This window comes from Sphingomonas azotifigens NBRC 15497 (genome assembly GCF_002091475.1).
Classification (GTDB): Bacteria; Pseudomonadota; Alphaproteobacteria; order Sphingomonadales; family Sphingomonadaceae; genus Sphingomonas; species Sphingomonas azotifigens.
On sequence record NZ_BCTR01000001.1, the window covers coordinates 1 to 24,534 of the forward strand.

A 24,534-nucleotide genomic window follows, 5' to 3' on the forward strand; every position below is an offset into this window, starting at 1 on the left:
ACCGTTTTGCAATTTTATGTCGTTTTGGTTCACGGGAAGTCGTAACCTATTGATATAGAGCGATTTCGCGCGGCGATCGGCACTACGTCGCATGACCTTTTGATGACGCCTGCCCTTGCGGAATCCGCGAATCGCACCCGAATCGCCGCCTCCAAGCGGGAATCGGTGCGCTGGAAAGACGAATCGTGAGGGTGTCTGTCTCCCCCTGCCCGCCCTTCCCCTGCGTCAGGACCGTCTTGCGGCACCTCCGCTGGCGGTATGCCCTTGCGGAACGCCGCCGCGAACGACTCGTTAGCGCTATCCCTCTCGCCCGAAGGCACTGCCGCATGCCCCTCACCGCCGATCCCGTAGCCCGGGCGATTGCGCCGCCCCGGTCCGCGCCGCCGCTGTCGATTGGTGTGACCGCGGCGCTTCTCGCCAAGGCGCTGGTCGATGATGATCTGTTCTACGCCGCTGCCGACGAGGTACGGGGCCTTGCGCTTGCCAAGGCGCTTGCCGCGCTGGCGCCTGCGGCGACGGTGCTGTTCTGCCCGGGGAGCGACGCACTGCCCGGCGATGCGGCGCCCGCCTCGCCCGCCAATGTCGGCCAGCGGGTTGCGGCGCTGCGCCGGATCCGGCTCGCCCGAGCCGGCGGCACGCCGCCACGCATCGCCTGCATCACCACCGGCGAGGCGCTGGCACGCCTCTATCCGCCGCCCGAGGCGTTCGAGGCAGCGCCGCCGCGCGTGGTGGCGGGCGCGCCGCTCGACCTGCCCGCGCTCTTCGCCACGCTGGTCGAGGCGGGCTATGTCGAGGACGAGCGCGTCGACGAACCCGGCGAGGTCGCGCTGCGGGGCCAAGTGCTCGATGTCTATCCCGCCGATGCCGATGCGCCCCGCCGGATCGAAGTCGCCGACGGGAAGGTCGTTGCGATCCGCAGCTATGACGCCGTCAGCCAGCGCACCACCGGCACGTGCGACGCGCAAGAGCTGGGCCGCGTCCGCGAACCGGCGGTGGGCGCGGATGGCGTGCTGCTGACCGCGCATCTGCCGGGCGCGGTGCTGGCAATCGAGCCCGCCGCCGAAGAGCGCCGCCGCCGCTTCCTTGCGCTGGCCGCCGATGGACTGCGCCGGCGGCCCGGCCGGGCGGTGCGCGAAATTGCAGACGAAGCGCGTTGGCAGGCGCATCTCGACGGCCAGCCAACCCTGGCGCTTGCCGAGGCGGGCGATCCGCCGCCGCGCTTCATCGAAAGCCGGGCCCCGCTGCGCGCCTTTGTCCGCCTTGCCCGAACGGCGCTCACCGACCAAGACCGGCTGGTCGTGCTGGGTAGCGCGCGCGACCTGCGCTTCCTGCGCGGCCGCATCGCCCGCGCCCTCGGCGTGGAGCCGGTCGCCTGCGACAGCTGGGCGGCATTGTGCCGCGAACCCGCGGGCGTGGTCGCGCTGCTCGAGGCACCGATCGATCGCGGCTTCCGCCGTCCGGGCGTCCTGGCGGTGGCGGCTGCCGACCTGCTCGGCAGCCGTGCGGAACGCGACGCGGGCGGCCCCGCCGACCTCGCCGTCTTCGGCCAGAGCGAGATCCGGCTCGGCGACCTTGTCGTACACGAGGACCATGGCATCGCGATCGTCGCCAGGCTTGCACCGATGCCTGGCGAGGACGGTACCGGCGGCGACGCGATCGCCCTCACCTATGCCGATGGCGCGACGCGCCTCGTGCCCGTCGCCGAGGCCGACCGGCTGTGGCGCTATGGCGGCGATGCCGATGCGGTGGCGCTCGACAAGCTCGACGGCTCCAGCTGGCAGAAGCGGCGGGGCGCGATCGACGCGGCGATCGCCGAGACCGCGCGCGGCATGATCGCGCTCGCCGAAGCGCGCATGGCCCGCACCGCGCCGATGCTGGATCCCGACACCGCCGCCTATGAGCGTTTCGTCGCCGGCTTTCCGTACAGCGAGACCCACGACCAGGCCCGCGCGATCGAGGCGGTGCGCGCCGATCTCGCCGCCGGCACGCCGATGGACCGGCTGGTGATCGGCGATGTCGGCTTCGGCAAGACCGAGGTGGCGCTGCGCGCCGCCGCACTGGCGGCGCTTGCCGGATACCAGGTCGCCCTCGCCGCGCCGACGACGGTGCTCGCCCGCCAGCATCTCGAGACCTTCACCGCCCGCTTCGAGGGCAGCGGCGTCACCGTCGCGGGGCTCTCCCGGCTGTCGAGCGCGGCCGAGAAGAAGCGGGTGAAGGCAGGCCTGGCCGACGGATCGATCGATATCGTCATCGGCACCGGCGCGGTGGCGGGCAAGGGCGTCCGCTATACCAAGCTCGCGCTCGTCATCCTCGACGAGGAGCAGCGGTTCGGCGCGGCCGACAAGGCCAAGCTGCACGGCCTGGGTGCCGGCCATGTACTCACCCTGAGCGCCACCCCGATTCCGCGTACGCTGCAGGCGGCGCTGGTCGGCATCCAGCATCTGTCGGTGATCGCCACGCCCCCTGCCCGCCGCCAGCCGATCCGCACCGCACTGGGGGTTTTCGACGACGCGCTGGTCCGTGCGGCGCTGCTGCGCGAACGCAGCCGCGGCGGGCAGAGCTTCGTCGTCGTGCCGCGGATCGACGACATGGCGCCGCTCGCCGCCAAGCTTGCGAAACTGGTGCCCGAGCTGACCCTGCGCCAGGCGCATGGCAAGATGCCGGCCGCCGAGATCGACGAGGCGATGGTGCGGTTCGGCGATGGCGACGGCGACGTGCTGCTGGCCACCAATATCATCGAAGCCGGACTCGACGTGCCGCGCGCCAATACCATGGTGCTCTACCGCGCCGATCGCTTCGGCCTCAGTCAGCTGCACCAGCTGCGCGGGCGGGTCGGGCGCGGCAGCCGGCGCGGCCAGGTGCTGCTGCTCACCGATCCCGAAAAGCCGATCGGCGCCCGCACCCTGAAACGCCTGCGGACGCTGGAGGCGTTCGACCGGCTCGGCGCCGGCTTCGCGATCAGCGCGCAGGATCTCGACATGCGCGGCGCCGGCGATTTGCTGGGCGAGGCGCAGGCCGGGCACATGAAGCTGATCGGCATCGACCTCTACCAGCATCTGCTCGAAGCGGCGCTGCGCACCGCGCGCGGTGAAACGGTGGAGCGCTGGGCGCCCGAACTGCATCTGGGGCTGCAAGGCTGCCTGCCGGAGGACTGGATCCCCGACGAAGAGCTGCGCGTCGCCTTCTATGTCCGCCTCGCCCGCGCCGACGATGGGGCGGCAATCGATGCGCTCGAGGCCGAGCTGGCCGACCGGTTCGGCGCGCTGCCGGACGGCGCCGTCACGTTGCTGGCGATCGCGCGGGTGCGTGCACAGGCGCTCGCACTGCGGATCGCGCGGATCGATGCCGGCCCCGCCGCGATTGCGTTCACTCCCCGCCCCGACTTCGCAGGCAATGCCGTCGCCGCGGGCCTGACGGCCAAGGGCGAACGGCTGCTGCTCGCCGAGCGCATCGACGATCCGGTGGCGCGCCTGTCGCGGATCGAAGCGGTTCTGGAGGCGATGGCAGACGATTGACGCGTTGTGCTGGAGCGCCTTCCGGCATAGGCTGGCGTCAAAAGAACAGAACCGGAGAGGAAGGCGCTATGATTCTGCCGATCCTGCTGATACTCCAGGCCAGCCCTGCGTTGAACGCCGAGCAGGAGATCATCGTCGTTGCCCGCCAGTTGCGGATGATCAAGGTCGACCTCAAGACCGACAAGTCGAAGGACGGCATGCGACTGCGCAGCTGCCGCATCCTGCACGGTTCGGGGCAGAGCGACATCGACGCGATCCCGTGCGGGGTCGCGCAGCAATGCGTCGAGGACGGCGTGCCGAGCCGGCGCGTCCTCAAGGATTGCGTCGAGGATCGGTCGACCGCCCGGATCAACCTGGTGTTGGCAGCACGCCGGATGGCACGCGCCGATTGACCCGGCTCAGCGCTGCTCGCCCAAGCCCGTCGCCGTCCAGGTGATGCCGCCCAGCAGATGCTGGAGATAGCGCTCGTCGCGGTACATCTCGGCATCGTGCCCGAGCAGGGTGACGAACACCCTTCCCTTTTCATACGCGTGGAACCAGGCTTCAGGATGGTCCTTGCCCATCCGGTGCCCCACCTGCCCCGGCCAGATCCGCGTGGGATCGTAGCTCGCCTCGTCGACGCCGAGCACGCGGTGGATGGCAATGTCGAAGGGATTGGTGGTGACGTAGAACTCGTCGGTCCACAGCCAGTGCTCGGGCAGGCCGAAGGTGGCCGGGAAGCCCTTGTCGAGCACGGTCACCACGCCGGTCTGGGTCAGCGGATGGTTGACGAAACTGCGCCCGACCAGCTTCTCGTACCAGGGCCATGCGCCGGCGGGGATGATCGCGGCGCGGTGGACCACCATCGCGTTGCCGCCGGCCTGCATATACTGCTCGAATCCGCTGCGCTGCGCAGGGGTGAAGGTGTCCGCCGGCGTGTTGAGCAGCAGGATGGCGGCGTAGCGGCGCAGATCGCCTTCCAGCGGCGTGCCGTCCTTGCGCCAGTCGATCGTGAAGGCGTGGAGCCGGCTCAGCCGCTCGAGGCTGTCGCGTGCGACGGGGATATATTCATAGTGATAGGTGCTCGGCGCGGCGATCACCAGCAGGCTGAACTGCGGGTCGGCGCGCCCCAGCGCCGGGACCAGCAGCAGCGCCAGTGCGAACGCCGCGCGGAACACGCGCTTCATCGCGCACTCCGCTCGGCGCTCAGCCGCGACATCAGCAGCGCCGCGCGCTTCGCCTGGCGGCGGATGCTGGGAAGATCGACCGTCTCGCCGGGGGCATGGTCACCGGTACTGTAGGGACCGAGGCCGGCCAGGCTATCGACATCGGCGGCGACGAACGAGATGTCCCCTGCCCCGCGCTTCAGCGGATCGAGCGCCGGCATTTCCGGCAGGCCAAGGTCGCGATTGACCCCGTTGAGTCGCGCGAGCAGCGCCTGATTGCCCGCGGTCGGCGCCATCGCCGGATAGCCTTCGCCGAAGCTGATCCTGGCGTCGGTCCCCGGCGCGTGCGCGGCGACGATCGCCTCCATCTTCGCCCGCACCCGTGCGGTCTGCTCGGGGCTGAGGGTGCGGAAGTCACCGACCGCGACCGCGGTGGCGGGGATGATGTTGGTCTTGCCTCCCGCCGAGGCGGTGCCGCTCTCGTCGATGGTCGCACGCGCACCGCCCGCGATCACGCCAGTGTTGAAGGTGAGGTTCGGCTCGGGCAGTTCCTTGCGAAACGCCGCGAGGATACGGGTAATCTCATTGATCGCACCATCGCCGAACTCGGGTCCGAAAATCAGCGAACTGTGCCCGGTCTTGCCGGTCGCGGTAATCCGCCAGTCGATCGCCGAGCGGCGTGCGGTCGAGCCCATGTCGCGCCCGCCATCGATCACCAGCCCCTCGAAATCGAGCGCGGCGTCCGCGCGCTTGCCGGCCGCGATCAGGTCGGCGCGGGCAATGCTGTGCGGACTGCCGGACTTTTCCTCGTCGCCGGTCAGATGGACTTCGATATTGGCGTTCTTGAGCGTGCCCGCCGCCTGCATCGCGCGCAGCGCCGCGACGATCACCACCATGCCGCCCTTGTCGTCGCCCGCCCCCGGTCCTTCGGCCTGGTCACCCTTGCGGACAAAGGTCTGGAACGGCGAACTCGGCTCGAACACGGTATCGAGATGGCCGATCAGCAGCAGCATCTTGGTGCCCGGCTTGCCCCGATGGACGGCGATCAGGTGCCCTGCCCGTTCCACCGCTCCCATCGGTTTCCAGGTGACGGTGAAGCCCAGCGGCTCCAGTTCCGCGCGCAACATCGTCCCGACCTTGGTTACGCCGTCGAGGTTCAGCGTGCCGCTGTTCTGATTGACCAGCCTTTCGAGCAGCGCGACCGAGCGGTCATAGTCGGCGTCGACGGTGCGGGCCATCACCGCCTCCGCGGGCGACAGCCGCTGCGCCGCCGCGGGCACGGCGAAAAGCGCAGCGGCGATTGCGGCACTGCGGGCAAGCGAGCGGCGGAGAACTCGGGGCGCGTGCTTCAACGGGAGGATCCTCGATGGTTTCCCGCAGTTCAACACGGCCACGGCCTTAATCGCAAGGGCTTAGGACAGCTGCCGCGCCAGATCCGCCAGCAGGATGCGCGCGACCGGCTGGTTGCGCTCGTCCTCGATGTCGAGGCTGCCGTGCAGTGGCGTCCGGCCGCTCCAGTGGCGGAGCAGCGTGCGGGCGAGACCATGGCCGGCGATCAGTGCCTCGCGAAGATCCGGCAGATCGCGCTGTTCCGGCGCATGTGGGTGGCGATCGGGGGTACGAAGGCGGAAGCAATAGGCGGGCATGCAAGTATAATGCCTTTTGCTTCAATTGGTTGCGGAGGATCATCGCATGCTCTCGCGGCCAGGGCGTGCGGTGCCCCGCGTGTCTGGGGCGCCGCACGATGCTGCTCGGGCGAAGACGGGGATCCTCCGCGCAGGATCATGCCGGAATGGCGGCCAATTGTTCCGACCAGTCGGGCAGCGCTGCCCATGCGAGAGCGACCTTCAGGTTGGCGTGATGGTCGGCCATGGTGAAGCGATCCGGATCGATGGGCCGGCGAGACACCAGGTCCCAGATGCGGGTGCCGCTGGTCGCGTCATAGCGGCGGAACGGCAGGTTTTCGTCGGCATGGCCTGGCGTGAACAAGTCTGTGCGACGCGCATAGCCGCGGCGAACGATGCGCCGACGCTCGGCTTCCGGCCCCTTGCCATCGGCGACTCCGGTGGTGATCGACCGGGCGAGAAGCCAGGTGATGATCTGCGAAGGTCCTTCCGGCCGCGCCGCGGTGATCGCGCTGACGATGGATGCGATGGGGACGGTATGTTCGATGTGGACGGTCTGGGCCTTTTTCTGTCCGCATCGATGCTGGTCAGGGAGACGCATGAAGGCTTCGGTGCGGTAGAAGGCGCCGGCGCAGTGGATGTTGTTACCAGCCTGCCAGCCGAACTTGTTGTGCAGGTGCCGGACGTCGATTCCGCGATATTGGTTCGCCTGAAACCGGCCGAGCAACGGAGATTGCAGTGCCGATCGCATCTTCGGCCCGTTGCTGCGCCAGAAGTGTTCCAGCTTCGCGCGCTCCGTTTCCATCGTTGCATCCCAACCGGCGTCGATCACTTTTCCCGATCCCTCTCAAGGTGTCCGAGGGGGTACCTACGAATTCAATCCTTAAGGTTTTGCGAGCGTCGCCGGGCAATCGATGCACGCGCCAGCGAGGGCCTGGGCGCGCGATGGAGGGCTGGCCTATCCGATTGGCTCTCCAATTCTCCAAAAAAATGGAAACCTCCAAAAGCGTTAGAAGGTTTTCTGAATCTTAGAAAGTTAAGGGAGGCGTGTGGCACGCGCCGGGTACGGATTCCCACGAGTCGAGCGAGAAGACACGTTCCCGAAGTGTCGGGGATGCGTTCCGGAAGGATCGAGTGTGCCGTTCCCGAAAGGTCGATAGGACGTTCCGAAAGGGTCGATATGGGTTCCTGTTGTGTCGAAACCCCATGCCATTCGGCAGTTCCACGGCGTGTTCCACGGAAATGGGCGCCCACCTTGAATCACTTGCATCCCCAGGGCACTCGAACTCGTTCAAATTTGCTGTGATGAGCGCAGGGTTGAAGCTGTCGATTGCGCGGTGCCCGACACTTCGGGAACGGCGGGCGTCGCGATCACCGCAGCTGATGCTTGTTGCGCGCGTGCCACTGGCGGACGAAGCCGATGAACGCGTTTTGGTAGTTGGCCGGCGTACGCGTGACATCGGCTTCCACCCATTCGCGGAACTGGTGGTGCAGCTGCTGATAGTCCCAGCCGGGGCATTCCTGGCGCAGCAGCGCCAGCGTTGCGTCGGTCACCATCCCGCTGGTGCCCCGGGTAGCAAGGCTGGTGAGCGAGCGGCGGATCATCGCCCTCGCTTCGGGACTTAGGGGCGCGGGCGCAGGCGCCGCGTCGGGTTGCGATGCGGCCGCGGGAGCAGGCGTGGCCTGCGCCGGCTTGACGGTCGGCGCGGCACCCCCCCCTTCCCCGCGCCGCCGCATGCGCAGGTTCGGCTCACGCTTGCCCGCCGGTGTCTCGAGCGACAGCGTATAGCCGGGCAATTCGTCGCGCTCGACGATCTTCGCGAGTTCGAATTTGAAGCGCCGATATTGGCCCTCGGCGCCCGACTTCTCGAACAGCGTCGGCATCGAGATGGCGAAGCCCGCCTCCCCTGCCCCGCCGGCATGCTTGCGGGCGACCTTGTACAGCCAGCGCTCGCGGCCGCCGGTGAGATCGAAATAGGCGCGGTCGATCGACAGCACGCCGCCGGTCATCAGCACGCCTTCATAGAACCAGTTCGACAGCTCGATCGTCATGCCGCGCGAGCGCTCGGTCTTCTCGTCGACGAGCTGGGTCCAGCCGTCGAGCCAGCTGAACGTCGCTTCGCGGCGGTTCTCCGCGCGGATGTTGGTCTTGATCGTGGTCGCGACGAGGCGGTCGAGCGCCTGGCCGAGCAGCTCATAGGCGCGGCCCGTCGTCGGCCGGCCGATCGCGCGGAGCAAGTCGTACGGCATCAGGTGGAGCTTGCGCGGGATGTCGTTGCGGCCGCGCCGGGCCATGTCTGCCAGCACGCTGGCGCAATAGATCAGGATGTCGGCATCCCAGATCGTGGCCATGCCATAGTCGGGGTTGGCCGAGACATGGACCCACAGCTTGCCGTCCGGGCTCTTGTAATCGATCGGCTTGACCCGCTTCGACTTGGCGAGGCTGAAGAAGGGGCGTTCCATCATCTCCCGCTGGTCGCGCAGCGGCATGTCGGCAAGATAGGGGAGGAACAGGTCGAACTGGTCGGGGATCGACTGGCGATCGGCCTTGGTCATGGGGCCTCTGAGGGTGGGGGAGGGGGGAGGTGTTTCCCTGGGGAAACGGGTATCGGCGCGAAGCGGGCGCGCGCCGCAGCCCGGGCGGTTTCCCCGGGGAAACGACAGGCCGGCGGGTGCCGTCCGTTTCCCCGGGGAAACACGATCATCGTTGGAGCCCGCGGCCTTCGCGCTCGAGCTGTTCGAGCGCTTCCTTGAACGCGTTTAGGAAGTGGCCGTGCTCGGCGCCCGAGCCGGCATGGAGCCGAACGGTCACGCCCTGGCGATTGACCGACAATACGCTGAGCGCGGGCCGGCCATTTGGCATCGACCAGGAAAACAGCGTCTCGGCCTCCGCCGGGCCCGCGGGCGCTGCCAGTAGCCGGCGGAGCACGTCGCTGGCACCGATCACGGCGTGTCCGTGTGCGCGACGCTCGCCCTGCTCGCGCGCGAGCGCCCGCGCCTCTGCGAGAATCGCCTTGGCAGCGACCTTGTCGTCGAGCGCCTGGGCCAGCGGATAGGCGGGCTTGAGCTGGACATCGGAAGGCGAGGCGAAGGCGGCGATCACGCCGTCGGGGATACCGGCGACCTTGATCATCTTCGACAGCCAGCCCTTGGAGAGCTTCAGCCGTTCGGCCATGCGGGTGAGGTGGTTGTCGTAATGGCTCTTCAGCGCCTCGGCATAGTTTCGTGCGCGCTCCAGGTCCGAGACATCCTTGCGGGCGCGGTTCTCGAGATCGGCGAGGCGGAAGGCGGCCTCGTCGTCGAGCTGCGCGACCTGCGCCACGAACTGCATGTCCGGGTAGGAATGCGCCCGCAGCCAGGAGATGGCGAAGTGGCGCCGGGTGCCGGCAATGACTTCGAAGTCATGGTCGGGATCCCCCTCGACCCGCCGCACCACCGCCGGCACCTTCTGGCCGTTCTCGGCGATGATCGAATCAATCAGCTCGCGAACATTGTCCTCGGTGAGATGGCCATAGACGCGCGCATTGCCGGGCCAGATCCGCACGCGCGCGGGGTCGAGCAGCAGCTGGGTGACCTGTCGCACCTCGCCCGAGGCGACGCGGGCAAGCGCGGACTCGCGGCCAAGCAGGGTCGTGCCGCGGGTGCGGGCGACTCGCGGCGCGGGCTCCGGTTCGGCAGGCGCGGGGAGGGGCGTCGCGGTCGGGGCGGCCGAGGCCGTCTCGGCGGCGGCCTCCTCCGCGAGCAGATCGGCGAGATAGTCCTTCTGGGTACGTGCCACGGTTCAGCCTCTCCGCGTGGAAATGGTGCGATCACGCCGCTTCATTGACGACTTCCTCCTCGCTGGCCGGCGGCACGCGGCCCCAGTTGCGGCGGACGATGGCCTCGACCTGGCCGAGCGCCTCGTCGAGATTGGCCTTGCAGCGCTTGTGCGTGCGCGCGGTGCCGATCGGACGATCGAGCTCGTAGATCGTCATCATCCGCATCGCGGCATGGCTGATCTCGGCCGATTCGAGGATCGGCACCGGCAGCAGGGCAGGGCCGAATGCCTGCTCCATGATCTGGCGGACCATCGCGTGGCTGGGGTCGTTGCCGTCGAACTTCGAGCAGATCAGCCGGACGAAATCATAACGTACGTCGATGCCGGCTTCGGTCAGCTGGTGCAGCACCTGGTCCATCATCGACAGGAACTGGACGGTCGAGCAGAAATCCGGCGTGGTCGCCGCCAGCGGCACGAGCAGCGCGTTGGCCGCCTGCATCACCGCGAGGCTGATCGTGCCGAGCGCGGGCGGTGGATCGAGGATCACGACGTCATAATCGCGCGCCAGATCGTTCAAGCCTGCCTTGAGCTTGCGGAAGCGCGTCGCGAGGATCGAACCGCCATCGGCGCCGGCCGCAGCGAGCTCATATTCCACATCGAACAGTTCGAGGTTCGACGGGATCAGATCGACATTGGGCCAGGGCGTCTTCTTGACCGCATAGAGCAGGTCGGCCTGGGTCGGGTCGATCGAGAGATAGGGGTAGAGCGTCTCTTCCCGCGTGATGTTGAAATGCGGGTTGAAGCCGAACAGGGTGGTCGTGGTCGCCTGGCTGTCGCAGTCGACGACGAGCACACGGTAGCCTTGCACCGCGAAATAATGGGCGAGATGGGTGGTGACCGTCGACTTGCCGACGCCGCCCTTGAAGTTCTGCACCGCGATGATCGCCGGCACGTCGAGCGGCGCGCGGGCAGGGGAGGCGCCGAGCACCTGCCGCATGTTGAGCAGTTCCTCCACCGTATAGCCGGGGCGCCGGCCATTCTCGCTCGGTGGGGGAGGGGGAAGACGCCCATCGTCCTCGGCCATGCGGATGCGGTTGGTAGAGCAGCCCAACAACTGCGCCGCTTCCGCAATGCCGAAACGGACATGGAGTCCCTTGCGGCTTTCGGGTAGAAACGCCTTGCGGCGTAGTCGTTCAATCATGCGCTCGCCGGCATCGGCAAGTTCACTGATCCGTTCGATATCTGAATGCATTCGTGCCTCGCCTTGCGCGGTTGAATGAGTGTTGCGCAGCATATGCCAGATTTCATTCAAACCAACAAGGCGATGCGAACATTTGTAAAACAGCGGGCACAGTGGCTTGTTCAGATGGCGTATGAAGACTATATTCGGTCCATTATCGGTCTGAGGTACGCATGCGCTATTCGGAACAGGTCAAGCCGGTCAGCTATCTCAAGGCCCATGCCGCGGAGCTATTGCGCGGCCTGGCAGACGGCGCGCCGCCACTGGTGATCACCCAGAATGGCGAGGCACGTGCGGTGCTGCAGGACGTCGCGAGCTACCAGGAGACGCAGGAGACGCTCGCACTGCTCAAGCTGCTGGCGCTCGGCACCCGCGATATCGAGGCCGGGCGCACGGTGCCGGCACGCGACGCGATCGCGCGGCTGCGGAAGGGCGCGGGCAACGCTGCGGAATGAGCAGCGGCATTGTCGTCCATCTCACGGCCGGGGCCGAAGCGGACCTGGCGGAGATCCATGGCTGGATAGCAGCGCATCGCTCACCCGAGCAGGCCGACGCCTTTCTCGACGCGATGCTGGCGAAGATGGAAAGCCTGGAAGCTTTCCCGGATCGTGGCAGCGTCCCCGCCGAACTCGATGCGATCGGCGTGCGTGAGTTTCGCCAGTTGAGCGCGCCGCCATACCGGCTGATCTACCGGGTTATCGTCGACCATGTCTTCGTGCTGCTCATCGCCGATGGCCGCCGCGACTTCCAGGCGCTGCTCGAACGCCGGCTGCTCTCGGCCTGAGCGGCGGATCAGCCGTGCGACCAGCCGAACTGGCCCGCGGCGATCGCCGCCTGGGTGCGGTTGCGGACGTTGAGCTTGCGCATCACCGCGGTCATGTGAACCTTGACCGTGGCCTCGGCCATGCCGAGCTCATAGGCGATCTGCTTGTTGAGCAGGCCCGAATGGACGCAGCGCAATACCTGCATCTGCGTTGGCGTCAGCCGGGGCGGCGCCGACGCGTCGACGCCCGTGCGTTCAACCTGCTGTCCTTGCGATACGGCTTGCATGCCATCCTCCCTGACGATCCGTTTTCCGAGGCCGCGCCTCCAGATTCGTTAACGTTAACGTATCCGAACTTGTAGGACAGGTTCAAGCCCCAATCTGCATGTCACAGCGGCTTTGGTCGTTTCGGCTAGCAATTTTGCACCATCTTGCCTAAACCTGTCCGATAAGTTGCCGGCACGGTTCCGGCGGCAGAAGGGGAGGGGCATGGCGGTTGCAGGGGCCCAGCGGGTGCGGCGATGAACCAGCCAAGGCTTTCCGATCACGCCTATGCGGCGATCGTCGAACTGATCAAGGCCGAGGATCTGGAGGTCGGCGCGCGGCTCCCGTCCGAAGCGCGGCTGGCCGAGATGTGCGGCGTTTCCCGCGCGATCGTGCGCGAGGCGCTGGTCCGGCTGGGCTCGGACGGCATCACCGAGGTGCGCCGCGGCGCCGGGTCATTCGTCAAGGGCCGCCCCTCCGAACGATTGGCTGCCTTCATGCCCTTGGCCGAGCTGCCGGCGACGCTCGGCAGCTACGAGGTGCGCTTCGTTCTGGAGACCGAGGCGGCGCGGCTGGCGGCGCTGCGCCGCACGCCCGAGCAGATGGGCGCGCTCGAGGCGGCGATGGCGGCGCTGCGGACGGCGCTGCTCTCCAGTGCGCCGGCGCATGACGAGGATCGCGAGCTGCACCGCACGATCGCCGACGCCACCGGCAACCTGGCCTTTCAGCAGGCCTTCGACGCGCTGTGGCCCGATGTGGAGAAGGTGATGCAGGCCGGCGTCGACATCTCGCGCTCGCGCTCGGCCGAAGTCGTCGCGGTGATGCTGCACGAACATGAGGTGATCGTCGATTCGATCCGCGCGCAGGATCCCGAGCGCGCCGCGCTGGCGATGCGCTGGCATCTGGGGGAGGGGCGTCGCCGGCTCATGCCCTGAGCGCGGGCTGCTCCAGATAGGCAAGGACGCGGTCGCGCAGCGTTGCGGGGGGCAGGGTCGCGGGCAGGATCAGCACGCCCTCGTCGGGCTGCGGACGCTCCAGCGTCTCCAGCTGGCTGTCGAGCAGGCTGGTCGGCATGAAATGCCCCGGCCGCGACGACATCCGGGCGAGGAGCTGCGCGCGGTCCGCCTCGAGCAACACGAACTGCACCGCGCCGGGGATCTCGGCGCGCAGCCGGTCGCGATAGACCCGCCGCAGCGCCGAGCAGGCGGCGACCGAGACTCCGCAGGTTTCGATCGAGGCCGCCACCGCCGCGCCGATCCGATCGAGCCAGGGCCAGCGATCGGCATCGGTGAGCGGCGTACCGTCGCGCATCTTCACCACGGCCTCGGCGGAGTGAAAGGCGTCGCCTTCGAGGAACGCGCAGCCCAGCGCTTCGGCGAGCAGCGCGCCCAGCGTCGACTTGCCGGAGCCGCTGACCCCCATCACGATCACGGCGCCGTGCGTGGGCGTTCGATCGGCAGGGGTCGGCATGGCAAAGGGGCTCCGGACAGGGGGGCTGCTTGCTTCTGAAAGGCTGCGGCGGTGCTGGAAACTACGACCTTGGTCGCAGATGCCGCGCCTCTCCAAGCAGGTTAGCCAATGCAATCAAGGACTAAGAACAGAATGGGGATGGATATGCGCTGCCTGCTGGCCGGATTGCTCGTCGCGACCTCGCTCACCGCACCCGCCTGGGCGCAGCAGGCGTCGGTTTTCCCCACGGCGCCCGACGAACCGCGCGCGGTGACCGTAAAGGCGCGCGGCGACGGCAAGGCCGACGATACCGCGGCGATTCAGAAGGCGCTCGACGATGCGCGCGACGCGACCCGCCACGGCATCGTCTTCCTGCCCTCGGGCCGCTACCGCATCAGCCGCACGCTGGTGGTGCCGGCGGGTGTCCGCGTCTACGGCGTCGGCGCGACGCGGCCGGTGATCCTGCTCGGCGCCAACACGCCGGGGTTCCAGCAGGGCGTCTCGACGATGATCGTGTTCGGCGGCGACGACCAATATGCCGTCGGCAAGGTGCCGGTACCGGTGCCCACCGTGGTGCCGCGCGACAAGATCGTCCGCGATGCCAATTCGGGCACCTTCTATTCGTCGATGAGCAATGTCGACATCGAGATCGCGGCCGGCAACCCGGGCGCGGCGGGCGTGCGCTTCCGCATGGCGCAGCATGCGTTCCTCAGCCACATGGAGTTCCGGCTCGGCACTGCCTTTGCCGGTGTCTACCAGGCCGGCAACGTGATGGAGAAGGTGGCGTTCAAGGGCGGGCGCTACGGCATCGTCACCGAGAAGACCTCGCCCGCCTGGCAGTTCACGCTGATCGATTCGACCTTCGACGGCCAGCGCGAGGCGGCGATCCGCGAGCATGAGGTCGACCTGACGCTGGTCAATGTCGCGATCCGCGACACGCCGGTGGGGATCGAGATCGATCGCGGCTATTCGGACTCGCTCTATGGCAAGGACGTGCGGTTCGAGCGCGTGTCCCGGGCCGGGGTAGTGATCTCCAACGAAAACAACGTCTTCACGCAAGTGGGCTTCGACAATGCGGTGGCGATCGACAGCCCGGTGTTCGCGCGCTTCCGCGAGAGCGGCAAGACCGTGGCGGGGAAGGGGCGGGCGTACAGGGTCGGCGCCTTCTCCTATGGCCTGAAGGTGCCGAAGCTCGGCGACATGGGCAAATACGACCTGCAGGCGGAAGTGCAGCCGCTCGCCGCGCTGCCCGCGGCGCCCGCGCCCGCCGTGCGCGCGCTGCCGCCGATGGCCGAATGGGTCAACGTTCGCACGCTGGGCGTGAAGGGCGACGGGACGAGCGACGACACCGCCGCGCTCCAGAAGGCGATCGACGGCAACCGCGTGCTCTATCTGCCGATCGGCTTCTACAAGGTGACCGATCGGCTGAAGCTGCGTCCCGATACCGTGCTGATCGGCCTGCACCCGGCGATCACCCAGCTGACCGTCCCCGACAACAACCCGGCCCATGCCGGGCTGGGCAGCGTGCTCCCGATCCTGGAGACGCCGCAGGGCGGTGACAACATCCTCTCCGGCCTCGGACTGTTCACCGGCCGCGTGAACCCGCGCGCCGCGGCGGTGCTGTGGCGATCAGGCGCGAACAGCCTGATGCAGGACGTGAAGATCATGGGCGGCGGCGGCACCCCCACCGCGGACGGCAAGCCGCTCGGCACCCAGCAGGCCCGCAGCGGCGATCCGGTCGCCGACGGGCGCTGGGACGCGCAATATCCGAGCATCTGGGTGACCGACAATGGCGGCGGCACCTTCACCGATGTGTGGAGCCCCAACACCTTCGCGCAGGCCGGCTTCTATGTGACCAATACGAGCACGCCGGGGCATGTCTACGAGATGTCGGTCGAGCATCATGTCCGCAACGAGATCGTGCTCGACAATGTCGCCAACTGGGAGTTCCTGGCGCCGCAGACCGAGCAGGAAGTGGGCGATGGCCCGGACGCGGTATCGCTCGAAATCCGCAATTCGCGCAACCTGTTGTTCGCCAATTATCACACCTATCGGGTGACGCGGAGCTACCACCCGGCGCCGAGCGCGGTGCGGCTGTTCAATGCCTCCGACATCCGCTTCCGCAACCTCCACACCAATGCCGAGAGCGGCTATGCCGCCTGCGACGACGAGGGTTGCGGCACCTTCCTGCGCGCGAGCAAATATCCGTTCGACAACGCCATCCAGGACGTGACCGGCAAGCGCGTCGTCCGCGAGCGCGAGTTCGCCCGGCTCGATATCGGCGCGGTCGAGCGGCAGGTGGTTGACAAGCCCCTATCCACGAAGGTCGAGAAGCTGGAGGACGGCTTCTATTCGATCTCCGGCGCGACGGTGGATGCGCAAGGGCGGCTCTACTTCATCGATCGCCGCTTCCAGCGCATCCAGCGCTGGACCGAGGCAAAGGGGCTGGAGATCCTCCGCGACCATGCGCTCGACCCGGTCAATCTCGCAGTCGACGCCTCGGGACATCTGCTGGTGCTCTCGTCGCTGGGGCCGAAGGGCGCGGTCTATTCGATCGATCCCGACGGCCCGCGCGACCAGTTGACCCGCATTCAGCCTACGCCGGTGCGCCCCGGCGCGAGCGCGACGACGCTGCTGCCGGTCAACTGGTGGGCGAACGGCGAATTCCGCGACCAGCTCAACCAGCAGACCACCCAGTTCGCCACCATGGCCGAACTGTTCGCGCAGGAGGCCGGGGCGCCCAAGGCACAGGAATATGTCTCGCCCGATGGCAGCGTGGCGTTGCCCGCCTTCCGGGTATGGCAGCAGGGGCCGATTGATCATGTCGGCTGGCGCTGGTCGCACGCGCTCAACGCCAACGGGCTGGTCGGCGGCAAGCCGGGCGCGCGGCTGTTCGTCACCAATGGCTCGGAGAACATCACCTACACGGGAACGGTTGGCCCGGCGGGCACGCTCACCAACCTCAAGCCGTTCGCCAATCGCGGCGGCGAAAGCGTCGCGGTGGCACCCGATGGCCGGGTCTATGTCGCGAACGGGCAGGTGTTCGTCTACAGCGCGGACGGCAAGGAAACCGGGCGGATCGACGTGCCGGAGCGGCCCTTGCAGATCCTGTTCGGCGGCGAGGGCAGGCGGACGCTGTTCATCCTCACCCATCACGCGCTCTACGCCGTCCGGCCCTGAGCCGGGCGGTCTACCACCTATGTCGTAGATGTCTGCGACGCCGGGCAGGTCTAGCGTCGCGCCATCATCACCACGGGTCGGATAACGCCCGGAAAACATTGGAGGGGTTCGTCGGATGAATGCCATTCTCACCTCGCAGCTGCGCCGCGGTGGCGCGAGCCTGATCGCGCTCGCGGCCATGGGACTGGCGAGCCCGGCGAATGCCCAGACCAGCCCCGAACCGGCGCCGGCCGCCACCGTGCCGCAGGCCGACACGGCGGCGCAGACCGAGCAGAATGACCAGATCGTCGTCACCGGCTCGCGCATCGTCGCCAGCGGCTTTACCGCGCCGACGCCGACCACGGTGATCGGCGAGGAGCAGATCGCCGCCAATGCGCAGCCGAACCTGTTCAACACCATCGCCCAGCTGCCGTCGCTGCAGGGCTCGACCGGTGCCGCGACCGGCACCTTCAGCACGTCGAGCGGCCAGCAGGGGCTCAGCTCCTTCTCGCTGCGCGGCCTGGGCACCATCCGCACGCTGACGCTGCTCGACGGCCAGCGCGTCGCCGCCGCCAACGTCACCGGCGTGCCGGACATCAGCCTGTTCCCGCAGTTGCTGGTCAAGCGCGTCGACGTGGTGAACGGCGGCGCCTCCGCCTCCTACGGCTCGGACGCGGTCGGCGGCGTGGTGAACTTCATCACCGACACCCGCTTCACCGGCTTCAAGGCCAATCTGCAGGGCGGCATCACCACCTATGGCGACAACAAGCAGATCCTCGCGCAGGGCGCATGGGGTCGGTCGTTCGCGGGCGACCGGCTGCACCTGATCGTCAGCGGCGAATATGCCCATGACGGCGGCGTCGGGCCGGGCGATTTCGGCACCGATCTCGCGCGCAGCCGCAACTGGTACAAGGCGACCACGCTGCTGGACACCAATGTGAAGACGGGCGGCGCGCCGCAATATGTCTACAGCGACTATGCGCAGCCTTACCAATATGCCCGTTATGGCCTGATCAACAACGGCCCGCTGCAGGGCATCGCCTTCGACGCGAACGGCACGCCCTACAATTTCAACTACGGCTCCGGTGGCCAGCCTCTCGGCAACGGGCGCGTGAGCAACTGCTACCCGGGCAACGGCTTCTGCGTGGGCGGCGACCTTACCGGCGCACCGGGATCGGGCGCGTCGCTCGTCTCGAAACTGCAGCGTGTCGTCGGCTATACCCGCATCGGCTATGACATCGCGCCGGGCAACGAGATTTACGCCACGCTCAACATCGGCCAGGTCAAGACCAACAACCAGCCGAGCCCGGGCTACAACCGCCCGAACCTGACCGTACAGTGCGCCAACCCGTTCCTGCCGCAGCTGATCCGCGACCGCTGTGCGAGCGCCGGCATCACCTCGTTCAACTTCGGCACCAGCAACGGCGCTTTCCCCGATCCGCAGGTCTATACCGATCGCCGCCAGTATCGCGGTGTGCTCGGCGCCAAGGGCAAGTTCTCGGCGGCCGGCGGCGAGTGGAACTACGACGCCTATTACGAGCACGGCGTCACCATCTCCGACATCAACGTGCACGATATCGTGCTGCAGCCCCGCTATGTTGCCGCGACCAACGCGATCACCCTCAATGGCGCGATCGTCTGTGCCGACGCGGCCGCGCGTGCAGCCGGGTGTCAGCCGATCAACGTGTTCGGTGGCTTCACGCCCTCCGCCGCGGCGCTGGCCTATGTCACGCCGGCCAATGGCCCATTCCAGCACACCAAGCTGACCCAGGACGTGGTGAGCGCCAACATTTCGGGCAATTTGCTTGATCTCTGGGCCGGGCCGCTCAGCCTCGCGATCGGCGGCGAGTATCGCCGCGAATTCTACCGGGTGAACGCCGACCCCTATGGCGCGGGTGTGTTGCCTGCCAGCCCGAACAGCACCGCATATCCGGCTGATCCGCTGCTCAATGCGCAGACGGGCAGCAACTGGGCGGCCGGCAATTACAAGAATGGCGGCGGCAAGTACAACGTCTACGAAGCTTCGGCCGAGGCCAATCTTCCGCTTCTCGACAGCGAGAGCCTGGGCCGCGCCAACCTCAACGCCGCCGCCCGCTACACCCATTACAGCACCTCGGGCACGGTATGGGCCTGGAAGGTCGGCGGCACCTGGTCGACGCCCATCGACGGCATCCGCCTGCGCGCCGTCACGTCGCGTGACGTGCGTGCGCCGAACCTGTCCGAACTGTTCGCCGCACCGACGGTGACGACGCTGCCAAACTTCGCCAACCCGTTCCCGCCGGCCGGCGCGGTTCAGGCATTTCAGAACACCGTCGGCAATCCGAATCTGAAGCCGGAAATCGCCCGCAACACGGAAGTCGGCATCACGCTGGCGAACCCGCGCTGGCTGCCGGGCCTCAGCCTGTCGGTCGACTATTACACGATCAAGCTGAGTGGCGTGGTGTCGACGCTCTCGGCAGATCAGATCGTCCGCTTCTGTTTCGAGGGCAACCAGGCGTTCTGCGGCGGTTTCGTGCTCAACAGCCCGGTGCAGGGCGGGAATTACATCAACGTCCAGCCGTTCAACCTCGCGAGCTGGAAGACGAGCGGCGTCGACATCGAGGCGAGCTATCGCTGGGCGCGGCCACTGGGCCTGCCGGGTAATTTCACCGTCCGCGCACTTGGCACGCATGTCAGCGAGTTCCTGGTCCGCGCCGGCATCGCCGGGGTCGCGACGCAGAACAATGCCGGCGCCAACACAGGTGCGACCCCGAAGTGGAAGTGGCTGGCGATCCAGAGCTACGACACCGACCAGTTCAGCCTGATGGTGCAGGAGCGCTGGTTCTCGGACGGCGTGTTCAGCAACCAGTATGTCGTCTGCCAGACCAATTGCCCGGTTTCGACCGGGAACTACGCCACGGTCAGCCGCAACTTCATGCCCGGCGCCTTCTATGTGGACGTCGGCGGATCCTACAAGGTAACCAGCGGCGTGCAGGGCTATTTCAAGGTCGACAACCTGTTCAATGTCGATCCTGTGCCCTCGCCGCAGACCAATACCGGCCTCGACGTGAACCCGGCGCTCTATGACACGATCGGCCGCACCTATCGCATCGGCGTCCGCGTCAACTTCTGATCGCTTCGTCCCCCGACGATCCTCCTGGTCCCGGCGGCAACGCCGGGACCTTTGTTTTGGCGTGGAAACCGGCGGCACCACGGGCGTTGAGAGCGCGTGCGCACTGCTGCGCCCCGAGCAACGGAGACGAGCATGACCGAAGCGACCCAGGACGCCGCCAAGACCGTGTCCAACGGCAAGACTGCCCTCACCGACGATATCCGCGCCCATTTCTCCGGCGACGCGCCGCTGACCGAAAAGGCCAAGAGCTTCGCCAAGGCACGGCCGTGGACGAGCGCGGCGTTCCTCGGCATCGCTGCGCTGGCGGTGCTGAACGGGGTGCGCGGCGTCCGCCCCTGAGCGGTGGACCGGGGGGGACGCGTGCGCTTCGCGCCGCGTCCCCCGATCGCCCCACCGCGACCTTCGCCGTAGACCCGTTCGGCGGAAGGGGCTTCGTGGGGAGAAATATTAAGTGTACGGACGTATCTCGCTTGCTCCGCTAGGAGTCGCGAGGTGCCAACGCTGTTTCCTTTCCGCCGTGCGACGCCCGGATCGGCATCCTCGCCGCGGCCGAACCTGCGCCTCGAAGCGGCGATGTTCTTTCTGCTGGTCGTCACGTTCGTGTTGGTTCTCGGGCGCGAGAGTCTGACGACGACGCGCTGGTCGATCCAGGACGCCGGGGCGGCGTTCCTGCCCTATGGCTATAGCGACGCGGCGACGGGCGGCCATTCGGTCAGCCGGTTCGACCCAAAAGCGCCGTTGACCTGGGAATGCACGCTGCGGCCTGGCGCGACCGATCCGTTTTGCGGGCACGGCCTGCGCTATGCGGCTGCGCCGGTCGACCTGTCCGGCTTCGACAAGGTCATCGTGCGGCTGGCGTATCGCGGCACGCCGGGCCGCCTGAAGCTGACGCTCAAGAATTTCGATCCCGCCTATAGTCGGCCCGACCAATCCGACTCGTCGATGCCGGTCAGTGTCGAGTTCGACGTGCATCCGGGGGAAAACCTGCTGACCCTGCCGCTGTCGCGCTTCACGGTCGATTCCTGGTGGCTCGCACGCCACCCCCTGCCGCCGGGCACGCGCATGCCGGACCTGCGGCATATCGTGGCGATCGATTTCGTGACGGCCGGGCCGGCAGCCGCGACGCGTTTCCGCGCCGCGATCGAGGCGCTCCAGTTCGAAGGCATCTTCGTCACCCCGGCGGAATGGTATCTGCTGCTGATCGCCCTCTGGACCGCCGTCGCCGCCGGCATGCTGGTGCACCGCTTCCTCGCCGTCCGCCGCATCTATGAGGCCGAGCAGCAGGCGCAGGCGCGCGCCGCCCGCGCGCTCGCCGAGGCGCATGTCGCGGCCGAGGCGGCCAGCGCCGCGAAATCGGAATTCCTGGCCAATATGAGCCATGAGCTGCGGACGCCGCTGAACGCGATTCTCGGCTATGCCCAGCTGCTCGAACGCGAGGAACTTGCGCCCCGGCACCGTCAGGCCGCGCGCACCATTCATCAGAGCGGCACTCATTTGCTGACGTTGATCACCGACATCCTCGATCTGTCGAAGATCGAGGCCGGCAAGCTGGAGATCCTCACCGCGCCGATCGACCTTGCCGGCTGCATCGACCAGGTGGCGGCGATGATCCGGCTGCGGGCGGAGGAAAAGGGGCTGGCCTTCACCGCCACCGTGGCGGCCGATGTGCCTACGCACGTGATCGGCGACGAGAAGCGCATCCGCCAGGTGCTGCTCAACCTGCTCGGCAACGCCGTCAAGTTCACCGCGTCGGGCGAAGTGCGGCTCGAGGTCTCGGTCGCCGGCTGGGGCGAAGGGCAAGTCCGGCTGCGGCTCGACGTGATCGATAGCGGGAGCGGTATCCCCGCCGACCAGATCGATCGCATCTTCCTGCCGTTCGAGCAGGCCGGCGGCGCAAGGCAGCGGGGCGGCGGCACGGGATTGGGGCTGGGCATCGCGCGCCAGCTCGTCTCGGCCATGGGCGGCGCCTTGACGGTCGAGAGCGTGGAAGGGGAGGGCAGCCGCTTCCGCGCCGAGATTCAGTGTGGGCTTGGCGTGCGCCAGCAGCTCGAGGGACCGTTGCCGGCTGCACCGCGCTTGCCGGGCGTGCACGCGCTGGTGGTGGAGGACGATCCGGCCAGCGCCGCCATGCTCCAGACCTATCTGGAAGGCCGCGGCCTGGTGGTGACCCGGGTGGGGGACGGGCTGGCTGCGGTGAACGCCGCCCGGCTCGCCTGGCCGCGGCTGATCCTGATGGACCTGAAGTTGCCGGTGATGGGCGGCGCCGATGCGATCCGGCGGCTCAAGGCCGATCCGGTGCTGCGCGACGTGCCCGTGGTGGCGACGTCCGGCATGACCGGCCCCGCAGCCGAGGCGGAGGTGCTGGCGGCGGGAGCGGTGCAGCTGCTCGCGAAGCCGATCGATCTCGATGCGCTGGGTGCGTGCCTCGCCCAGCTGTTTGCGGTGCCCGCCACGACGCCACCGCCGCTCAAGGACGATGCCCTGGTGGCGCCGCCTGCGGAAGCCTTGGAAACGCTGCTTGCGCTGGCGCGGGCTGGCAACATGCGCGCGATCCGCCGCGAGGCGGCGGCGATCGCCGAGCGCGATCCGGCGCACACCGCCTTTGCGGAGCATCTTGCGGCGCTGGCCGCGGCGTACCAGTCTCCGAAGGTGCTGCGACTGATCGAATCGAAACGCATCCGGATCGATGCGACATGAGCGAGGAAGCGCCCGCGCCGGCGACGATCCTGATCGTCGACGACAATCCCGTGAATGTCGGCCTGCTCGTCGAACATCTGGAGGCGGAGGGGTACCAGGTCCGCGTGGCGCTGGGTGGCTTCGAGGCGCTCGAGCGGGTCCGCTTCGCCCAGCCCGACCTGATCCTGCTGGATGTGATGATGCCCGATCTCGACGGGCTAGAGGTCTGCAGGCGCCTGCGCGCGGACAGCGCGACGCGGGATATTCCGGTGGTGTTCATGACTGCGCTGGCCGATGTCCGCGACAAGGTCGCCGCGTTCGAGGCGGGCGGCGTCGACTATATCAGCAAGCCCTTCCAGGTCGAGGAACTGCTGGCGCGGGTGCGGACGCACCTGGCGCTGCGGTCGGCGCAGCAGCGGCTGCGCGAACATGCGGCGGCGCTCGAGGCCGAGGTCGATGCGCGCCGCGCCGCCGAGCAGGCGCTGCGCTATATGGCGCTGCACGACGCGCTAACCGGGCTGCCCAACCGCACCATGCTGATGGATCGGCTGCAACAGGCAATCGCGCAGGCGCGCCGCGACCAGCGGCTGGTGGGCGTGCTGCTGCTCGACCTCGACCGTTTCAAGCAGGTCAACGACAGCCTTGGCCATTTCGCCGGCGACGAGCTGCTGGAGCAGGTCGCGCGGCGGCTGCGCTCGGTGCTGCGCGAGTCCGATACCGCGGCGCGGCTGGGCGGCGACGAGTTCGTCATCGCTGCGGGCACGCTGCACGGTCCGACCGATGCCGAGCAACTGGCTGCGCGCGTGCTGAAGGTGCTCGAGGCGCCGTTTCTCGTCCAGGGCCGCGCGCTGCATGTCGGCGCGACCATCGGCATCAGCCTTTATCCCGGGGACGGCGACAATCCCGCGGCGCTGCTGCAGGCTGCGGACACGGCGATGTATCAGGCGAAGCGGCGCGGGCGGGGCAGCCACCGGCTGTTCAGCCGCGATCTCAGCGTCGCTGCCGAGCGGTGGCACAGCCTGTCGCACGATCTCCACGGCGCCTGCGAACGCGGCGAGTTCGTGCTGCACTATCAGCCGCAGGTGCTGCTCGCCAGCGGCGTGGTGACCGGCCTTGAGGCGCTGCTCCGCTGGGAGCATCCGAGCCAGGGACTGATCGCGCCTGCGCTGTTCATCCCGCTGCTCGAGGAGCATGGGCTGATGGTGGAGGTGGGGCGCTGGGCGTTGCGCAGCGCCTGCGCCCAGGCGGCCGCCTGGCAGGCGCAGGGGCTGCCGCCGGTGCGGGTGGCAGTGAACCTGTCCGCGCAGCAATTCTATCGCGGCGACGTGGTCGGCGCGGTACGCGAGGCGCTGGAGACGGCGGGCCTGGCGCCCGAATGGCTGGAACTGGAGCTTACCGAAAGCCTGACGCTCGACGACGGCGATTCGACGCTGCGGATCATGAACGAGCTGAAGGCGCTGGGCGTGGCATTGTCGCTCGACGATTTCGGCACCGGCTGGTCGTCGCTCGGCTATCTGCGGCGGTTCCCGCTCGACCGGATCAAGATCGACCGCGCCTTTGTCCGCGATCTCCTCAGCGACTCGGATACCGCCGCGATCGTGCACAGCATCCTCGATCTCGCGCGCCGGCTCGGGCTGGACTGCGTTGCGGAGGGCGTCGAAACGCCCGAGCAGCTTGACCATCTCCGGCGCGAGCGCTGCCCGTCGGTGCAGGGATTTCTGTACAGCCAGGGCTTGCCGGCGGCTGATGTTGCCATGCTGCTCCGCGCCGGGCGGGCCGAGCCGCGGCACGCCCATGGCTAAGGGATCGCCGCACTGGCAATTGCCGGG

The 24,534-nt window shown here is 67.9% G+C and carries 19 protein-coding genes; 10 read left to right on the plus strand and 9 right to left on the minus strand.

Going from position 1 to position 24,534, the window contains the following annotated elements:
* Positions 1-326 precede the first annotated feature (326 nt).
* Complete coding sequence (locus SAZ01S_RS00005; RefSeq protein ID WP_084578806.1) at positions 327-3,515, plus strand: helicase-related protein; 3,189 nt, start codon at positions 327-329, stop codon at positions 3,513-3,515.
* 68 nt (positions 3,516-3,583) lie between these two features.
* A complete protein-coding gene (locus SAZ01S_RS00010; RefSeq protein WP_084578808.1) occupies positions 3,584-3,907 on the plus strand; it encodes a hypothetical protein in 324 nt (107 codons plus the stop codon).
* 6 nt (positions 3,908-3,913) lie between these two features.
* On the opposite strand, the gene SAZ01S_RS00015 is transcribed toward SAZ01S_RS00010, so the two are convergent.
* The 7 genes from SAZ01S_RS00015 to SAZ01S_RS00045 form a co-directional block, all read right to left on the minus strand.
* Positions 3,914-4,681, minus strand: a complete 768-nt coding sequence (locus SAZ01S_RS00015) for a ThuA domain-containing protein (RefSeq protein WP_084578810.1) — start codon at positions 4,679-4,681, stop codon at positions 3,914-3,916.
* Positions 4,678-6,012, minus strand: a complete 1,335-nt coding sequence (locus SAZ01S_RS00020) for a M20/M25/M40 family metallo-hydrolase (protein WP_084578811.1) — start codon at positions 6,010-6,012, stop codon at positions 4,678-4,680. Before SAZ01S_RS00020 ends, SAZ01S_RS00015 begins: the two co-directional genes overlap by 4 nt.
* 60 nt (positions 6,013-6,072) lie before the next feature.
* Positions 6,073-6,306 carry a DUF6894 family protein gene (locus SAZ01S_RS00025; protein ID WP_084578813.1) on the minus strand — a complete coding sequence of 78 codons (234 nt, stop codon included), beginning with the start codon at positions 6,304-6,306 and terminating at the stop codon, positions 6,073-6,075.
* Positions 6,307-6,442: 136 nt separating this feature from the next.
* On the minus strand, positions 6,443-7,117 hold the full coding sequence (locus tag SAZ01S_RS00030; protein ID WP_139809838.1) for a hypothetical protein: 675 nt from the start codon (positions 7,115-7,117) through the stop codon (positions 6,443-6,445).
* A 539-nt stretch (positions 7,118-7,656) separates the two neighbouring features.
* Positions 7,657-8,841 carry a replication initiator protein A gene (locus SAZ01S_RS00035; protein ID WP_084578817.1) on the minus strand — a complete coding sequence of 395 codons (1,185 nt, stop codon included), beginning with the start codon at positions 8,839-8,841 and terminating at the stop codon, positions 7,657-7,659.
* Positions 8,842-8,986: 145 nt separating this feature from the next.
* The gene (locus tag SAZ01S_RS00040) at positions 8,987-10,063 is read right to left on the minus strand and encodes a ParB/RepB/Spo0J family partition protein (RefSeq protein WP_084578819.1); all 1,077 of its coding nucleotides are present in this window, start codon (positions 10,061-10,063) and stop codon (positions 8,987-8,989) included.
* 31 nt (positions 10,064-10,094) lie between these two features.
* Positions 10,095-11,294, minus strand: coding sequence for an AAA family ATPase (locus SAZ01S_RS00045; protein WP_084578821.1), 1,200 nt, complete (start codon positions 11,292-11,294; stop codon positions 10,095-10,097).
* Positions 11,295-11,455: 161 nt separating this feature from the next.
* Here SAZ01S_RS00045 and SAZ01S_RS00050 point away from each other — a divergent pair, with 161 nt between their 5' ends.
* Together SAZ01S_RS00050 and SAZ01S_RS00055 are read left to right on the plus strand one after the other, a co-directional pair.
* Entirely contained in the window at positions 11,456-11,737 is a 282-nt protein-coding gene (locus SAZ01S_RS00050; protein WP_084578823.1) for a type II toxin-antitoxin system Phd/YefM family antitoxin, read from the plus strand.
* The gene (locus tag SAZ01S_RS00055) at positions 11,734-12,066 is read left to right on the plus strand and encodes a type II toxin-antitoxin system RelE/ParE family toxin (RefSeq protein ID WP_084578825.1); all 333 of its coding nucleotides are present in this window, start codon (positions 11,734-11,736) and stop codon (positions 12,064-12,066) included. The genes SAZ01S_RS00050 and SAZ01S_RS00055 overlap by 4 nt, the downstream gene beginning before the upstream one ends.
* Positions 12,067-12,074: 8 nt before the next feature.
* On the opposite strand, the gene SAZ01S_RS00060 is transcribed toward SAZ01S_RS00055, so the two are convergent.
* Entirely contained in the window at positions 12,075-12,332 is a 258-nt protein-coding gene (locus tag SAZ01S_RS00060) for a helix-turn-helix domain-containing protein (protein WP_084578826.1), read from the minus strand.
* A gap of 234 nt (positions 12,333-12,566) precedes the next feature.
* Between SAZ01S_RS00060 and SAZ01S_RS00065 the strand changes: the two genes are divergently transcribed.
* Positions 12,567-13,244 carry a FadR/GntR family transcriptional regulator gene (locus SAZ01S_RS00065; RefSeq protein ID WP_084578828.1) on the plus strand — a complete coding sequence of 226 codons (678 nt, stop codon included), beginning with the start codon at positions 12,567-12,569 and terminating at the stop codon, positions 13,242-13,244.
* Here SAZ01S_RS00065 and SAZ01S_RS00070 read toward each other — a convergent pair.
* The gene (locus tag SAZ01S_RS00070) at positions 13,234-13,779 is read right to left on the minus strand and encodes a gluconokinase (RefSeq protein ID WP_084578830.1); all 546 of its coding nucleotides are present in this window, start codon (positions 13,777-13,779) and stop codon (positions 13,234-13,236) included. The genes SAZ01S_RS00065 and SAZ01S_RS00070 overlap by 11 nt on opposite strands.
* Before the next feature lie 138 nt (positions 13,780-13,917).
* On the opposite strand from SAZ01S_RS00070, the gene SAZ01S_RS00075 reads away from it, so the two are divergent.
* The 5 genes from SAZ01S_RS00075 (at position 13,918) to SAZ01S_RS00095 (ending at position 24,507) form a co-directional block, all read left to right on the plus strand.
* A complete protein-coding gene (locus SAZ01S_RS00075) occupies positions 13,918-16,938 on the plus strand; it encodes a glycosyl hydrolase family 28-related protein (RefSeq protein ID WP_084578832.1) in 3,021 nt (1,006 codons plus the stop codon).
* Between the two features lie 115 nt (positions 16,939-17,053).
* Positions 17,054-20,029: a TonB-dependent receptor plug domain-containing protein gene (locus tag SAZ01S_RS00080; RefSeq protein WP_084578833.1), complete on the plus strand. Its 2,976-nt coding sequence runs from the start codon at positions 17,054-17,056 to the stop codon at positions 20,027-20,029.
* 132 nt (positions 20,030-20,161) lie between these two features.
* Positions 20,162-20,368 (plus strand): hypothetical protein, encoded by a 207-nt coding sequence (locus tag SAZ01S_RS00085; protein WP_084578835.1) that lies wholly within the window; start codon positions 20,162-20,164, stop codon positions 20,366-20,368.
* A 153-nt stretch (positions 20,369-20,521) separates the two neighbouring features.
* Positions 20,522-22,726, plus strand: a complete 2,205-nt coding sequence (locus SAZ01S_RS00090) for an ATP-binding protein (protein WP_245824439.1) — start codon at positions 20,522-20,524, stop codon at positions 22,724-22,726.
* Positions 22,723-24,507: a putative bifunctional diguanylate cyclase/phosphodiesterase gene (locus SAZ01S_RS00095; protein ID WP_084578839.1), complete on the plus strand. Its 1,785-nt coding sequence runs from the start codon at positions 22,723-22,725 to the stop codon at positions 24,505-24,507. The genes SAZ01S_RS00090 and SAZ01S_RS00095 overlap by 4 nt, the downstream gene beginning before the upstream one ends.
* Positions 24,508-24,534: the final 27 nt, after the last annotated feature.